Source organism: Pseudomonas sp. DG56-2, assembly GCF_004803755.1.
Taxonomy (GTDB): Bacteria; Pseudomonadota; Gammaproteobacteria; order Pseudomonadales; family Pseudomonadaceae; genus Aquipseudomonas; species Aquipseudomonas auratipiscis.
Genome location: NZ_CP032311.1, coordinates 219271 through 234075, shown reverse-complemented (window position 1 = coordinate 234075; position 14805 = coordinate 219271). Strand labels below are relative to the sequence as shown.

At 60.8% G+C, this 14805-nt stretch carries 12 protein-coding genes; 2 read left to right on the top strand and 10 right to left on the bottom strand.

The annotated features are described in order from the left end of the window. Positions 1-9: 9 nt before the first annotated feature. From D3Z90_RS01035 to D3Z90_RS01010, 6 genes are all read right to left on the bottom strand, one after another. Positions 10-1137, bottom strand: a complete 1128-nt coding sequence (locus D3Z90_RS01035) for a TIGR03364 family FAD-dependent oxidoreductase (RefSeq protein ID WP_136474009.1) — start codon at positions 1135-1137, stop codon at positions 10-12. Between the two features lie 86 nt (positions 1138-1223). After that, entirely contained in the window at positions 1224-2249 is a 1026-nt protein-coding gene (locus D3Z90_RS01030) for a putative 2-aminoethylphosphonate ABC transporter substrate-binding protein (RefSeq protein ID WP_136474008.1), read from the bottom strand. A gap of 41 nt (positions 2250-2290) precedes the next feature. Further along, on the bottom strand, positions 2291-4015 hold the full coding sequence (locus tag D3Z90_RS01025; RefSeq protein WP_136474007.1) for a putative 2-aminoethylphosphonate ABC transporter permease subunit: 1725 nt from the start codon (positions 4013-4015) through the stop codon (positions 2291-2293). Between the two features lies 1 nt (position 4016). Beyond that, positions 4017-5081 carry a putative 2-aminoethylphosphonate ABC transporter ATP-binding protein gene (locus D3Z90_RS01020; RefSeq protein WP_136474006.1) on the bottom strand — a complete coding sequence of 355 codons (1065 nt, stop codon included), beginning with the start codon at positions 5079-5081 and terminating at the stop codon, positions 4017-4019. Positions 5082-5225: 144 nt separating this feature from the next. Beyond that, the gene (locus tag D3Z90_RS01015) at positions 5226-6110 is read right to left on the bottom strand and encodes a LysR family transcriptional regulator (protein ID WP_136474005.1); all 885 of its coding nucleotides are present in this window, start codon (positions 6108-6110) and stop codon (positions 5226-5228) included. A 7-nt stretch (positions 6111-6117) separates the two neighbouring features. Further along, positions 6118-8361, bottom strand: a complete 2244-nt coding sequence (locus D3Z90_RS01010) for a heavy metal translocating P-type ATPase (protein WP_136474004.1) — start codon at positions 8359-8361, stop codon at positions 6118-6120. An 82-nt stretch (positions 8362-8443) separates the two neighbouring features. On the opposite strand from D3Z90_RS01010, the gene cadR reads away from it, so the two are divergent. Beyond that, the gene (cadR, locus tag D3Z90_RS01005) at positions 8444-8887 is read left to right on the top strand and encodes a Cd(II)/Pb(II)-responsive transcriptional regulator (protein ID WP_136474003.1); all 444 of its coding nucleotides are present in this window, start codon (positions 8444-8446) and stop codon (positions 8885-8887) included. 95 nt (positions 8888-8982) lie between these two features. Here cadR and D3Z90_RS01000 read toward each other — a convergent pair whose 3' ends face one another. The 3 genes from D3Z90_RS01000 to D3Z90_RS00990 are packed head-to-tail and all read right to left on the bottom strand — an operon-like array spanning position 8983 to position 11608. Continuing rightward, entirely contained in the window at positions 8983-9954 is a 972-nt protein-coding gene (locus D3Z90_RS01000; protein WP_136474002.1) for a thymidylate synthase, read from the bottom strand. A gap of 47 nt (positions 9955-10001) precedes the next feature. Then, the gene (lgt, locus tag D3Z90_RS00995) at positions 10002-10811 is read right to left on the bottom strand and encodes a prolipoprotein diacylglyceryl transferase (protein ID WP_136474001.1); all 810 of its coding nucleotides are present in this window, start codon (positions 10809-10811) and stop codon (positions 10002-10004) included. A 14-nt stretch (positions 10812-10825) separates the two neighbouring features. Beyond that, positions 10826-11608 carry a sulfite exporter TauE/SafE family protein gene (locus D3Z90_RS00990; RefSeq protein ID WP_136474000.1) on the bottom strand — a complete coding sequence of 261 codons (783 nt, stop codon included), beginning with the start codon at positions 11606-11608 and terminating at the stop codon, positions 10826-10828. Between the two features lie 129 nt (positions 11609-11737). Between D3Z90_RS00990 and D3Z90_RS00985 the strand changes: the two genes are divergently transcribed. Next, entirely contained in the window at positions 11738-12484 is a 747-nt protein-coding gene (locus tag D3Z90_RS00985; RefSeq protein ID WP_136473999.1) for an NRDE family protein, read from the top strand. A gap of 32 nt (positions 12485-12516) precedes the next feature. On the opposite strand, the gene ptsP is transcribed toward D3Z90_RS00985, so the two are convergent. Further along, positions 12517-14796 (bottom strand): phosphoenolpyruvate--protein phosphotransferase, encoded by a 2280-nt coding sequence (ptsP, locus tag D3Z90_RS00980; RefSeq protein WP_136473998.1) that lies wholly within the window; start codon positions 14794-14796, stop codon positions 12517-12519. Positions 14797-14805: the final 9 nt, after the last annotated feature.

Below are 14805 nucleotides of genomic sequence, written 5' to 3'. Positions count from 1 at the left end.
GTCATCCCCTCAAACGGTTTCGTTGAACAGCCGAGCGATATGTCGCTCGGCCAACGCCGGCCCAACGCTCATGCCGACACCGCTGTGCATAAGCGCGGCATTGACCCCTGGCGCCACCTGCAGCAACGAAAATGGTCCCGGCCCGCCAGAACCATAGACGCCCTGCCAGCGTTCGACCACTTCGATACGACCACCGAGGGTGTGCTCTGCCAGTTCGATCATCCAATCATCGATTTGCTCTGCATTGAACGGCGAGGCATCGCTGCCGTAGGCATGCGAGTCACCAATGATCAGCTCACCATGGGGTGTGGGGCTGATCAGCAAGTGAATACCGTGCTCCATCAGGTGCGGGCTATCGGCCTGCAATTGTGCCTTCAGCGCCGGGGCCTGGGGCAGATCGGCAAAGGCACCGTAGTGCACACAGCTCAGTCCAGTGAGCAAGGCATGCTGCAGGTCGAGACTGAAACGTGGGCGGGCTCGCAGCATCTGCAACCGACAGATCTGCGGTTGCAATTTGGCAATGGGTTCAGCCAGCAAGGTCTGGTAGTCGTGCCCGGAACACACCACGATTTGAGCGGCGCTGAACTCCCCGGCAGTGGTCGACACCTTTCCAGGCTGGATATCGCGCACTAGGGTGGAGAAGTGGAATGTCACTCCCAGCTCGTGCGCCAGGAAGCGGATCAGCGCGGGAATCGCTTCGCGGGAGTACAACTGCTGATCTTCCAACCCGCGCAAGGCTGCACGGTGATGACGAAAGCGACCGTCGTACAGATCGTTGAGGGCCGCGCCCGACAACAACTCGACCTGATAACCCTGATCCACCGCGCGCTCGGCGCAGAAGGCTTCCAGCAATTCTTGTTCAAGCGCCGTGCGCGCAAACAGCAGCGAACCATTGCTCCTTACTTCAAAACCGGCGTGACGCGACCAGTGTTTCCAGAGACCGCGACTGGCTTTGGCCAACTCGAGCATTTCACCCGGAGGTTGGCCCGTTACCAGCGCCTGGCCGAAGTTACGCACCGAGGCGCCCAAAGGCGTGGCGGTGCGCTCGAAAACCGTGACCTTGAGACCGCGGCGCGCGGCAGCATAGGCGTGGGACAGGCCGAGTATGCCGGCGCCGACAATCAGTAGATCGGTCATTGCTATCTCCTTGAGGATCGCCGGCCAAGCCCACCCCAACAGGTTTGCTTTCACCCCAAAGGATGGGCCTGTCCCGCGATAAGGTATTACTGCTGCGCAACCTTCTCCGACTTGCCGTCATAGCGCTTGCGCCATTCCGCCAGGATGGCGTCACGGTTTTTCGAAGCCCAGGCAAAGTCGTTCTTGATCAAACGCTGTTCGTAGTCAGCGGGCAGTTCGGTCTGTGGCTTGGCGATCCCCGGCTGGGCGAGTACGGCAAAGTTTTCCTTGTACAGTTCCATGGCCGCAGGGCTTGCCGAGAAGTCGGCCAGGCGCTTGGCGGCGTCTTCATGCTTGCTGCCCTTGAGTACGGCAGTCGCTTCGATTTCCCAGCCCAGGCCTTCCTTCGGCAGCACGATGTCCAGCGGTGCGCCCTGACGCTTGAGCTGTACAGCCGGGTACTCGAACGAAATACCGATCGGGAATTCACCTGCCGCAGCCAACTTGCATGGCTTGGATCCGGAGTGAACATACTGGCCGATGTTCTGGTGCAGGCCGTCCATGTAAGCCCAGCCTTGCGCTTCACCGAAGGTCTGCAGCCAGGCGCTGACATCCAGGAAACCAGTGCCGGAAGACGCCGGGTTAGGCATCACGATCTTGCCCTTGTACTCGGGCTTGGTCAGGTCCTGCCAGCTCACCGGCTTGGTCAGGCCCTGCTTTTCGGCTTCGATGGTGTTGAAGCAGATAGTCGCCGCCCAGACATCCATGCCAACCCAGGCCGGTGGGTTGGCAGCGTCGCGGTAGTTGCCGCCGATCTTGTCCAGATCCTTGGGTGCGTAGCTTTGCAGCATGCCTTGTTGATCGAGGATCGCCAGGCTGGAAGCGGCCAATCCCCACACTGCGTCTGCCTGTGGACGGTCTTTTTCAGCCAGCAACTTGGCGGTGATGATGCCGGTTGAATCACGTACCCACTTGATCTCGATATCCGGGTTGGCTTTTTCGAAGGCCTGCTTGTAGCTCTTCAGTTGTTCAGCTTCGAGTGCGGTGTAGACCGTCAGCTGAGTCTCGGCAGCAGTCGCCTGCAGGCTGAACGCAGTGAGGACGGCAGCGGCAAGAGCAAGTGGCTTGAACATGATGCGGTTCCTTTGAACGGTACGAGGGTTGGGTAGGGCAATCAATTACCTGGGGCACGCTGGCGCCAGGCTTGTGAACGTTGCAGCAGGCCACGCGAAGCCCAGGCCAGCAGCAGTGATACGGTGGCGCTGGTGAGCAGGATCAGGGTCGACATAGCGGCGGCGCCGCCAACATTGCCGGCATCGTCCATGTTCAACACGGCGACGGCGGCGAGAATGGTGTCCGGGCTGTAGAGGAAGATCGCCGCCGACACGGTGGTCATCCCCGAGACAAACAGATAGCGAACGATATCCAGCAGTGCCGGCAGACAGATCGGTACCGTCACCCGCAGAAAGTGCCGGTACAGCGGCGCCTTGAGTGACAGCGCAGCGGCTTCGAACTCGCCGTCGAGCTGGCGCAACGCAGTGGTCGCGGTCATCTGTGCAGTGGTCAAATAGTGAGCAATAGTGCACACCACCAGCAGCGCCATGCTGCCGTAGAACACATGCAGGGGGTTGCTGGCCAGGTTGAAGAAAAACACATAGCCCAGGCCCAGAACCAAACCCGGCACCGCCATCGGAATAAAGCTGAGCAAGCGCAGCACCAGATTCAGCGCGCGTTGGCCCTTGGTTTTCTCCATCAGGTAGGCGCCAGTGAAAATCACCGCACTGCCGATCAATGCTGTGGCCAGTGCCATGGTCAGGCTGTTGCGGTACGCCAGCCATCCTCCACCTGCGGTTTCATCGAACTGATAGTGTTTGAGCGACAAGGTCATGTTGTACGGCCAGAAGGTGACCAGCGACGAGTACACCGCCATGCCCACCACCAGCAAAAGCACGGCGCAGACCACTACCACCACCGCCAGGAACCAGGCATCACGTCGACGCGACGGCTGCGGCACAAACACTTGGGCACGGCCACTCATCGAATCGCCCTGACGACGGCGCAACCAGGCATCGACGCCAAAGCTGAGCAGGGCCGGTACCAACAGGACCATGCCAATCAACGCACCGCGACCGAATTGCTGCTGGCCGACCACGGCCTTGTAGGCTTCCAGAGCCAGTACCTGGTAGTCACCGCCGACGACGACCGGCACGCCAAAGTCGGTGATAGTCAGGGTGAACACCAGACAGAAAGCGGCGAACACAGCCTGGCGCGTGGCGGGCCAGGTGATGCTGTGGAAGGCGCGCCACGGCCCCGCCCCCATGCTTGAAGCAGCATCGAACAGACGGGCATCGGCTAGCGACAATGCCGACAGCAAGATCATCAAGGCGTGCGGAAAGGTGTAGATGGCTTCACCCAGGACGATGCCCCAGAAACCGTAGATGTTGTCGCTGAGCAGCCCGCGCAACAGGCCCTGGTTGCCGAACAGGTACACAAGGGCAATGGCCGGCAGCATGGAGGGCGCGAGTAAAGGTAGCAAGGAGATGCCGCGCCAGATGCGCTTGCCAGGAATCAGCGTGCGCTGCAGGGCATAGGCAAACAGATAAGCCAAGGGTACGACGATGGCCGCGACGCTCACCGACACTTTCAGGCTATTGCCCAGCAGCCAGTGAAAGTTGGCACTGGCAAACAGCTCACGTGCAGCGACCAGCCCGCCACCCTGCCCGGCATCACCGCTGAAGCCGCGCCAGAAGATCGCCAGCAGCGGCATCAACACCGCAATGCTCAGCAGAAGCAGCAACAGCCATTTGCCGCCCACTACAAACAGTCGATCACCCAGGGATGCGCCGGAGCGCTGTGCTGCCTTCGCCTGCGCGACCGGCATGGCCATTGGCGCGGCCATCTCAGGCAAACACCTGCAGGCTGCGCGGCGGCAACGCTACCCAGATATCCTGCGAGCCCAGGCGCGGCATCGACTCAGGCGCGACTTCAGCGAGCAATGCATGACCGGGCAACGCGTTGAGCTCGAAACTCATCCGGCAGCGATTACCCAGAAAAGTGATTTCACGTACCCGCGCCGGAAACAGGTTTTCTTCATGCACCGGCGGGTTGACGCTGATGGCTTCCGGACGGCAGAACAAGCGTCCGCTGTACGCCTGGCTGGCACCCTCGGCCAGACGCATGTTCAGGGCACCGACCTGAGCATGACTGGCGCTTTGACGCTGGAACGGCAACCAGTTGCCCTGCCCCACGAACTCAGCCACGAACGGGGTAGCCGGCTTGTCGTAGATTTCCTGAGGCGTCGCATACTGCTCGACCTGCCCGTTGTTCATCACGGCGATACGGTCGGCCATGAGCATGGCCTCGTCCTGATTGTGGGTCACCATCAGGGTGGTGATGCCCAGCTGGCGTTGCAGCTGGCGCAGCTCGGTACACAGATGCTCGCGCACCCGCGCATCGAGGGCCGACATGGGTTCATCGAGCAGCAGCAACGAGGGCGCCGGGGCCAAGGCGCGAGCCAGGGCCACCCGCTGCTGCTGACCGCCGGAAAGCTGACCCGGGTATTTCTTTTCACTGCCGGCCAAGCCCACCAGCTCAAGCATCTGGTTTACACGCTGACGCACTTCCTCGCGCCCGCTGCCTGCCAGGCCGTAGGCAATGTTGGCTTCGACGGTGAGATTCGGGAACAACGCATAGGACTGAAACAGAATGCCGTAGTCGCGAGCCTGCGGCGGCAATTCGGAGATATCACGATCGCCGATATACAACGTGCCGCGATCCTGTCGCTCCAGGCCTGCGATGCACCGCAGCAACGTGGTCTTGCCACAACCGGAAGGGCCCAACAGACACACCAACTCGCCGGCGGCGATGTCGAGCGAAACATCCTGCAGGGCGGTGAAGGCACCAAAGCGCTTGTGGATGCCGCGCACTTTCATTTGTGCGCCTGGGGTTGCGACTGGAGTGTTCATGGCAAGACCTCATTGAACGAATGAGGGCCATGCTAGGGGCGCAATGCGAAGGTTCTGTGGCGGCTAAGCAAAAGATGGTGATAGTGATATAGGCAAATTTTGGTGTTGCGCCAGCGGGCTTGCCCTGCGATTGCAGCCTGGCGGTTATCCCCCGTCGCGGGACAAGCCGGCGCCGACCGCTTCCTGCGCCAATCCCAGGAACGCCGCAGGCAAGCGCGCCTGGCGCCGCTCTTTCAAGCAATACAGGTACTCATGCATGACCGGGGCATTCTCCAGGCTCAACACCCGCAGCTCAGGGTTATGCGGTACTTCATGACGGGCAATGATGCTGATGCCGATATTGCGCAACACCGCTTCACGAATCGACTCGCGACTGCCTATTTCCAACATCGAACCGACCTTGATCCCAGCCTCGACAAGCATCTGCTCGGTCAGTTTACGTGTGCTCGACCCCTGTTCGCGTACCAGCAAACAGTGCCCGGCCAAGGCCGACAGCGGCAGTGACTCACGGCTGGCCAGGGGGTGGTTACGGTGTACAGCCACCACCAGCGGGTCAGTGCCCAGCACCCGTCGCACTAGTCGTGCGTCTTCGAGCAGTTGCGAGGACGCGGCAAGATCAACCCGGTAGTCCTCCAGCAGTTCCAGCACTTGCTGGGAGTTGCCAATTTCTACCGACACCTCGACCTGTGGCAGACGCTCGCGGAAAATCTTCACCAGATCGAGAATGTAGTACGGCGCCGTCGCCGCGATCCGCAGGCTGCCCTGGCCTTGGCCACTGTTGCGCAGGAAGAACTCGATATCGGCCTCTTGCTGCAACAGTGTCTTTACCATCGGCAGCAGACGCGCGCCGTCATCGCTAAGTGTCAGGCGCCGGCCGCCGCGAAAAAAAAGCTCGACTGAATACTGGCTTTCCAGGTTACGGATCTGCGTCGTCACCGTCGGTTGGCTGAGCCCGAGTTTCTTTGCCGCCAGGGTAATGCTGCCCAGGCGGGCGACCATGTAGAAGGCTTTCAACTCGGAACTCAACATACATCCTCTATTTTCTCAACAGACGCAGGCCGTTGAAGACCACCAACAAACTTACGCCCATGTCGGCGAACACCGCCATCCACATGGTTGCCATACCGGCGAAAGTAATCGCCAGAAAGATCGCCTTGATCGCCAGGGCCAGCACAATGTTCTGGGTGAGGATCGCCGCGGTCTGACGTGAGAGCCTGACGAAGGCTGGAATTTTGCGCAAGTCGTCATCCATCAACGCAACGTCGGCAGTTTCGATGGCCGTGTCGGTACCGGCGGCGGCCATGGCAAAACCAATCTCCGAGCGCGCCAAGGCTGGGGCGTCGTTGATGCCGTCACCAACCATGCCGACCCGGTGCCCTTTGGCGTACAGCTCTTCAATGGTCTTGAGCTTGTCGGCGGGCAACAGATTGCCATAGGCCTTATCGATACCCACCTGGGCGGCAATGGCTCGCGCGGTGTGAGGATTGTCCCCAGTGAGCATGACAGTCTTGATACCCAGCTCATGCAACTCGGCGATCGCTTCGCGGCTGCTGTCCTTGACGGTATCGGCCACGGCAAACAGGGCCAGCGGACCAGACTTGTCGAGCAACAGCACCACGGTCTTACCCTGACGCTCAAGCGCATCGAGTTGCGCCTCAAGCTGCGGCGAGCACAGGCCAAGCTCTTCGACCAGACGGTGGTTGCCCAGGTGATACAACTCGCCCTCGATTTCGCCACGTACACCACGCCCGCCCAAGGCTTCGAACGCCGCTACATCCTTCAGGGCCAGCTGCTTTTCAGCGGCGTAGACGGCAATGGCACGCGACACCGGGTGATCGGAGCGGTCACCAAGACTGGCAGCCAGTGCTTGCGCGCGGCCCTCGAACAATGGATCGAGCACGACATGATCGGTCTGTACCGGCTTGCCGTGGGTAATGGTGCCGGTCTTGTCCAGTGCCAGGAAGTCGAGCTTGCGTCCACCCTCAAGGTAAACCCCACCCTTGACCAGAATGCCTTTGCGCGCAGCTGCAGCCAGGCCACTAACAATCGTCACCGGGGTGGAAATCACCAGCGCACAAGGACACGCAACCACCAGCAGCACCAGGGCGCGATAGATCCAGTCGAACCAGGCGCCGGCCATGAACAGCGGCGGAATCACCGCCACCGCCAGAGCAATGGCAAACACAGCCGGGGTGTAGATCCGCGAAAACTGGTCGACGAAACGCTGGGTCGGCGCACGGGCGCCTTGCGCCTCCTCCACCGCCTTGATGATGCGCGCCAGAGTCGATTGCCCGGCCGCCGCCGTCACCCGATACTCGAGGGCACCCGCCTGGTTGATGGTGCCAGCGAAGACCTTGTCGCCCGGACCTTTCTCCACCGGCAGACTTTCACCAGTAATCGGTGCCTGGTCGATGCTCGACTGGCCACTGACCACTTCGCCATCCAGACCAATGCGCTCACCGGGACGCACCCGCACCAGCGCACCCAGCGCCACCTGCTTGACCTCGACTTCGTGCCATTGACCATCGGCTTGTTGCACCGTGGCCATGTCCGGGCTCAGTTGCATCAAGCCGCCAATGGCGTTGCGCGCGCGATCCAGCGAGCGTGCCTCGATCAGCTCAGCGACCGTAAAGAGGAACATCACCATGGCCGCTTCCGGCCATTGGCCAATCAGCACCGCACCCGTCACGGCGATACTCATCAGCGCGTTGATGTTCAGGTTGCGGTTCTTCAGGGCGATCCAGCCTTTTTTGTAGGTGCCCAGGCCACAGCTCAGAATCGATACCAACGCCACTAATGCTACAACCCAGTCCGGACCCAGCGCGGCAAAGTGAATGCCCTCGGCAGCCAATGCCGCGACACCCGACAGCGCCAACGGCCACCAGTGCTTCTTGGCCGGCGCCGGTGCGACCGCCGCTTCCTCGCTGGAGTCGGTTAGCGGCTCGGCCTGCATCCCCAGCGAGGCTACCGCCTGCTCGATGGCCGAGGTGTCGGCATGGGTGTGGCGAACCCCGAGGATGCGGTTGATCAGGTTGAATTCCAGTTGCTCGACACCCGCAAGCTTGCCCAGCTTGTTCTGGATAAGGGTTTGCTCGGTCGGGCAATCCATTGCGTCGATCCGAAAACGACTCAGGCGCGCATCGTCGCTGGCCGCTTCACTCAGTTGCACCAGAGACGGGGCCACCTCATGGGAGCAGCAGCTATGAGCGTGTTCGGCATGGTCATGGCTGGCGTGATCATGGGTGTCTTCACCCGGCTTGTGGCTTACAGGCTGGTTCATGGGCTCATCCTTAAATGTCCTGTTGCCAAGTGAACACCCTGTAGCCACTATAGGGTCAAGCAACCTGCCGAGGTATTTTCAGATGAAGATCGGAGAACTGGCCAAAGCCACCGACTGCGCGGTAGAGACCATCCGCTATTACGAGCGGGAAAACTTGCTGCCAGAGCCTGCGCGCAGCGAAGGCAACTACCGGATGTACACCCAGGCCCACGTCGAGCGCCTGACCTTCATCCGCAACTGCCGCACCCTGGACATGACCCTCGAAGAGATCCGTAGCCTGCTGCGCCTGCGCGACAGCCCGGACGACCAGTGCGAAAGCGTCAACGCCCTGATCGACGAACATATCCAGCATGTCAGTGCACGTATCGAAGGCCTGCAGGCTTTGCAGGCCCAACTGCTGGACCTGCGCCAGCATTGCCTACCCAAGGAAGTGCAATGCTCGATCCTGCAGCATCTGGAGGTCAATGGCGCGGTGACTGCTCCGGAAGCGGAGCACTCACATGTCGGCAGGAGCCACGGTCACTGAGTCACCGGGATTAACGGGCGCGGAGCTGCAGATCGTGGGGCAAGCAAGGCCCGCCGCCGTAGTTTTCATCGCGCTGCGCCCGCCAACAATGCCGATCAGACCGCCATCGGCGCAGTCATTGGCGCGTGGTGTTCGTAGCCTTCAAGGGTGAAGTCGCTCGGTTCGACCTTCTCCAGCCACTCCGGCTCATACACGCCAGTCTTGGCGTATTCCGGTACGCGGTCATTGATCACCAGCTTCGGCGCGGCCAACGGCTCGCGCTTGAGCTGCTCGTTGAGCATGTCCAGATGGTTCTCGTAGACGTGCGCATCGCCGATGAAGTAGGTGAACCAGCGCGGTGTGTAGCCCGTCAGGCGGCCAACCAGCGACAGCAATGCAGCGCCTTCGGTCAGGTTGAAAGGCGTGCCCAGGCCCAGGTCGTTGGAACGAATGTAGAGGGTCAGGGAAATTTCCTTGGTCTCCACGTTCGGGTGGAACTGGTACAGCAAGTGGCACGGCGGCAAGGCCATTTCATCCAGCTGGGCGCAGTTCCAGCCGTGGAACAGAATGCGGCGGCTGCCTGGGTCCTTATGGATGGTGTCGATGCACTGGCGAATCTGGTCGATGGCCTTGTACAGCACCACAAAGGCTTCGCCATCTTCTTCAGATTCGGCGATTTTCTCGAAGCCCTGGCTCTGCGCCAGTTCGATTGCTGCAGGGTTGCTCAGCGGGATACGCTTGTAGGCCGGCCATTGGCGCCATTGCACACCGTAGATCTCGCCAAGGTCGTCATGCCCCTGGCGGAACGGGTTGGCCAACCATTGGGCGTTTTCGTTGGCGTTCTGGTCCCAGACCTTGCAGCCCAGTTCACGGAACTCACCAGCATTCTTCACGCCACGCAGGAAGCCGACCATTTCACCGACCGCCGACTTGAATGCCAGCTTGCGGGTGGTAATAGCCGGAAAGCCTTTCTGCAGGTCGAAGCGCAGCATGGCGCCGGGCAGGCTGATGGTGCGGATACCGGTACGGTTACCCTGCAGGGTGCCGTTTTCGATCACGTCGCGGACCAGATCTAGATACTGTTTCATGGCTTACCTGTAGCAAAGACGGCAGGGGATTGCCCTGCCGTGGAAAATCAAACGGCGGCCTTGGCCGAGGGTTTACGGTTGTAGGCCCACCAGATCAGGAAGATGCCACCGACAATCATCGGCACGCAGAGCAACTGACCCATGGTCAACCAGCCGAAGGCAATGTAGCCAAGCTGGGCATCGGGTACCCGCACGAACTCCACGATGAAGCGGAAGATCCCGTAGAACAGCGCGAACATGCCGGATACGGCCATGGTCGGGCGCGGCTTGCGCGAGTACAGCCAAAGAATCAGGAATAATGCCACACCTTCCAGGGCGAACTGGTAGAGCTGCGACGGGTGACGCGGCAACTGCGCCGGATCACTGAATGGCGGAAAGACCATGGCCCACGGCACATCGGTAGCCTTGCCCCACAGCTCGGCGTTGATGAAGTTGCCGATACGCCCTGCTCCAAGGCCAATCGGCACCAGCGGTGCGACGAAGTCCATGAGTTCGAAAAACGACTTGTTGTTGCGCTTGCCGAACCACAAGGCCGCAAGCATCACCCCGATAAAGCCGCCGTGGAACGACATGCCGCCCTTCCACACTTCAAAGATCAGTGTCGGATTGGCGAGGTAGGCATGCAGGTCATAGAACAACACATAGCCCAGGCGCCCACCAACGATCACACCCATGGACAGCCAGAACACCAGGTCCGAAAGCTTTTCACGGCTCCAGGTTGGATCGAAACGGTTCAACCGACGCGAGGCCAGCAGCCAGGCGCCGCCGATGCCGATCAGGTACATCAACCCATACCAATGGATTTTCAGCGGTCCCAGGGCAACGGCCACGGGATCAATCTGCGGGTAAGGCAGCATGGTGACTCCTCTCGTTAAAGCAAAAAGCTTAAGCCGACGCAGAACAGCAGCGCAGCGAACAGCCGCTTGAGCAAGCGTGGCGACAGTTTGTGCGCCAGACGCGCGCCGAAGCGGGCAAAAAACATACTGGTCAGGGCGATCCCGAGCAGTGCGGGCAGGTAGACAAAGCCCACGCTATGCGCGGGCAAGTGCGGGTCGTGCCAGCCCAGCCAGATAAAACTCAGGGCGCTGGCCGCTGCAATCGGAAAACCACAGGCCGACGAGGTTGCCACAGCTTGCTGCATGGGCAGGCTTCGCCAAGTGAGAAACGGCACGGTCAATGAACCACCGCCAATACCGAAAATAGCCGACGCCCAGCCCACCACGCTACCGGCGGCGGTCAGTCCGACCTTGCCGGGAACACCGCGGCTGGCTTTGGGTTTGAGGTCCAGGGCCATTTGCACGGCGATCACCAGGGCAAACACACCAATGATCTTCTGCAACATCGGTCCCTGGATCAGCGAAGCTGTCTTGGCGCCGATACCGGCGCCGACCAGGATTCCCAGTGTCATCCAGACAAAAATCGGCCACTGCACCGCACCCTTGCGATGATGCTCGCGGATGGCATTGATCGAGGTAAAGACAATGGTTGCCAGCGACGTACCCACCGCCAGGTGAGTCAGCACCGAGGCATCGAAACCCTGCAGCGTGAAACTGAACACCAGCACCGGCACGATGATGATGCCGCCACCCACCCCAAATAGCCCGGCCAACACGCCCGCACAGGCTCCCAGCAGTAAATAGAGTACGAATTCCATTGTCGCCCCCGTCAATTCAGTCCGGCATGGTAACGGAAGGGAGGCCTATGGCTCTAGTGAAGACACATTTGGAAGATGGATCAGCGCTGGCGCTATCGGTAGAGTGAACAAAAACACAGAGGACAACCTATGTGCTTGATCGTCTTCGCCTGGCGGCCTGGGCATGCCCAGCCGCTGATTGTCGCGGCCAACCGCGATGAGTTCTACGCCCGCCCCAGCCGCATGCTGGCCGCCTGGGACGATGCGCCAGGGGTGTATGCCGGGCGCGATCTGGAAGCCGGCGGTACCTGGCTGGGCGTCGGTCCATCCGGGCGGTTTGCCGCGCTGACCAATATTCGCGACCCGCAGGCCGCCCTGGGCACACGCTCGAGGGGAGAACTGGTGGCTGCCTTCCTGCGCGGTGAGCTGGGTGTTGCGGCCTACCTGGATCAGGTGGCCAGCCGCAGCCAGCAATACTCGGGGTTCAACCTGCTGGTCGGCGATAACACCACACTGGGCTACCTCAATGCCCGTGAGGCGCAGGTACAACTGCTGGAGGCCGGCGTCTACGGTTTGTCCAACGCCGGGCTGGACACGGCCTGGCCGAAGCTGGTCAAGGCGCGTGCCGGCCTGCAGCAGCACCTTGCAGATCCACAACCGGAGCCACTGCTGGGATTGCTCGGCGACAACGTGCAAGCAACAGACGGTGACCTGCCTGAAACCGGTGTAGGGCTCGGCACCGAGCGTTTACTGTCGAGCGTGTTTATTGCCAGTCAGAACTACGGGACGCGGGCCAGCACGGTGTTGATCGTCGAGGCGGACGGTCGACGGCGCCTGGTGGAGCGCAGTTTCGGGCCGTTTGGAGGGCATTTGGGAGAGGTGGATCTGCAGGTGTAATGCTATCGCGGGACTTGCCCCGCGCTAGCATCTCAAAGGCTCTTCGCCGACCCCGGATTGATCATCCGCGCCAGCCCCAGGTTTTTCAGGGCCAGTTGCAATGAGCTGTGGATAACTTGCGGGTTGTCGATACCCATGGCCTGGGCCAGCAATTCCCTGGATTTGCTCAGGCTCACCTGGCGCAGCATCCACTTGACCTTCGGCAGGTTGGTGGCGTTCATCGACAAGCTGTCAAAGCCCATCGCCATGAGCAGCACTGCAGCCGCCGGATCACCGGCCATTTCGCCACAGATGCTCACAGGCTTGCCTTCGGCATGAGCATCGCGCACCACAGACTGCAAGGCTTGTAGCACAGCCGGATGCAGATAGTCGTAGAGGTCGGCAACACGCGGGTTGTTGCGATCGACCGCCAGCAGGTACTGGGTCAGGTCGTTGGAGCCGACGGAGAGGAAATCCACCTGGCGGGCCAGCTCACGGGTCTGATACACCGCAGCCGGAATTTCGATCATCACCCCAACAGGCGGCATTGGCACGTCAGTGCCTTCATCACGCACTTCACCCCAGGCGCGGTGGATAAGGTGCAGGGCTTCTTCGAGTTCATGAATACCGGAAATCATCGGCAGCAGAATGCGCAGGTTGTTCAAGCCTTCACTGGCCTTGAGCATGGCGCGGGTCTGCACCAGGAAGATTTCCGGGTGATCCAGGGTTACCCGGATACCCCGCCAGCCAAGGAAGGGGTTGTCTTCCTTGATAGGGAAATAGGAAAGTGCCTTGTCGCCACCGATGTCCAGGCTACGCATGGTCACCGGCAAAGGATGGAAGGCCGCGAGTTGCTCGCGGTAAATCGCCAGCTGCTCCTTTTCACTGGGGAAGCGCTGGTTGATCATGAACGGCACTTCGGTACGGTACAGGCCGACGCCCTCGGCGCCACGCTGCTGAGCGCGGGCCACATCGGCGAGCAGGCCAGTGTTCACCCAAAGCGGCATGCGGTGCCCATCGAGGGTAATGCACGGCAGTTCGCGCAAGGCATCAAGACCCTGGGCAAGCTGGCGTTCTTCTTCGACGACTTCAGCATACTGCTTGCGCAGCACGTCGCTGGGGTTGGTGTAGACATCGCCCTTGTAGCCATCGACGATCATGTCGATGCCGTCGACCTTCGAATACGGCAGATCGACCAAGCCCATTACGGTGGGGATACCCATGGCCCGAGCCAGGATCGCCACATGGGAGTTACCCGAACCCAGAACCGAAACCAGACCCACCAGCTTGCCTTCCGGCACTTCGCCAAGCATCGCCGGGGTCAGTTCTTCACTGATAAGAATGGTGTTGTCGGGATAGACCAGCGTCTGCTGCCTTGCTTCCTGGAGGTAGGCCAGCAGACGCCGGCCCAGATCCTTCACATCGGAAGCCCTCTCGCGCAGGTAGGCGTCATCCATCAATTCGAAACGGTTGACGTGCTCGCCCACCACCTGGCGCAAAGCGCCCTGGGCCCATTGGCCGGTCTTGATCACCTGCACCACTTCGCCGCCCAGGGCCGCGTCTTCGAGCATCATCAGGTAGACGTCGAACAGCGCACGCTCTTCGGGGCGCAACTGTGTGGCAAGTTTGGCGGAGAGGTTGCGCATATCGGCGCGCACCCCTTCCAGGGCGTTATTGAAGAGCTTGAGTTCGGCGTCGATATCTTCGACGGTTTTGTCCGGCACCACGTCCAGATCGGCCGGTGGCAGCATGACCACCGCCTTCCCTACGGCGGCGCCGGGCGAACCGGGCACACCGACAAACTTTGCTTCCTGAATACCCTTGCCCTGACGACCCAGGCCGCGGATAGAGCCGGTAGCTTCGGCATGGGCAATTACCCCGGCCAACTGCGCGCTCATGGTTACCAGGAAGGCTTCTTCGCCCTCATCGAACTGACGCCGCTCTTTTTGCTGAATGACCAGAACCCCAACCACACGCCGGTGGTGGATGATCGGTGCACCAAGAAACGAGGCAAACCGCTCTTCACCGGTTTCGGCGAAGTAGCGGTAACGCGGGTGGTCGGCGGCGTTCTCCAGGTTGAGCGGCTCTTCGCGCGTGCCGACCAGACCGACCAGACCCTCGTTGGGGGCCATGCTGACCTTGCCGATGGAGCGCTTGTTCAAGCCCTCGGTTGCCATCAACACGAAACGATTGGTTTCGGGGTCGAGCAGGTACACCGAACAGACCTGACTACCCATGGCTTCTTTGACGCGTAACACAATGATCCCCAACGCCGTCTTGAGATCCTTGGCGGAGTTAACTTCCTGGACGATCTTGCGCAGCGTATTGAGCATGGCTCGGGG

Excerpts from the sequence above, each read along its gene's own strand:
- D3Z90_RS01035 (WP_136474009.1), bottom strand. The coding sequence starts at position 1,137 with ATGACCGATCTACTGATTGTCGGCGCCGGCATACTCGGCCTGTCCCAC.
- D3Z90_RS01030 (WP_136474008.1), bottom strand. The coding sequence starts at position 2,249 with ATGTTCAAGCCACTTGCTCTTGCCGCTGCCGTCCTCACTGCGTTCAGC.
- D3Z90_RS01025 (WP_136474007.1), bottom strand. The coding sequence starts at position 4,015 with ATGGCCGCGCCAATGGCCATGCCGGTCGCGCAGGCGAAGGCAGCACAG.
- D3Z90_RS01020 (WP_136474006.1), bottom strand. The coding sequence starts at position 5,081 with ATGAACACTCCAGTCGCAACCCCAGGCGCACAAATGAAAGTGCGCGGC.
- D3Z90_RS01015 (WP_136474005.1), bottom strand. The coding sequence starts at position 6,110 with ATGTTGAGTTCCGAGTTGAAAGCCTTCTACATGGTCGCCCGCCTGGGC.
- D3Z90_RS01010 (WP_136474004.1), bottom strand. The coding sequence starts at position 8,361 with ATGAACCAGCCTGTAAGCCACAAGCCGGGTGAAGACACCCATGATCAC.
- cadR (WP_136474003.1), top strand. The coding sequence starts at position 8,444 with ATGAAGATCGGAGAACTGGCCAAAGCCACCGACTGCGCGGTAGAGACC.
- D3Z90_RS01000 (WP_136474002.1), bottom strand. The coding sequence starts at position 9,954 with ATGAAACAGTATCTAGATCTGGTCCGCGACGTGATCGAAAACGGCACC.
- lgt (WP_136474001.1), bottom strand. The coding sequence starts at position 10,811 with ATGCTGCCTTACCCGCAGATTGATCCCGTGGCCGTTGCCCTGGGACCG.
- D3Z90_RS00990 (WP_136474000.1), bottom strand. The coding sequence starts at position 11,608 with ATGGAATTCGTACTCTATTTACTGCTGGGAGCCTGTGCGGGCGTGTTG.
- D3Z90_RS00985 (WP_136473999.1), top strand. The coding sequence starts at position 11,738 with ATGTGCTTGATCGTCTTCGCCTGGCGGCCTGGGCATGCCCAGCCGCTG.
- ptsP (WP_136473998.1), bottom strand. The coding sequence starts at position 14,796 with ATGCTCAATACGCTGCGCAAGATCGTCCAGGAAGTTAACTCCGCCAAG.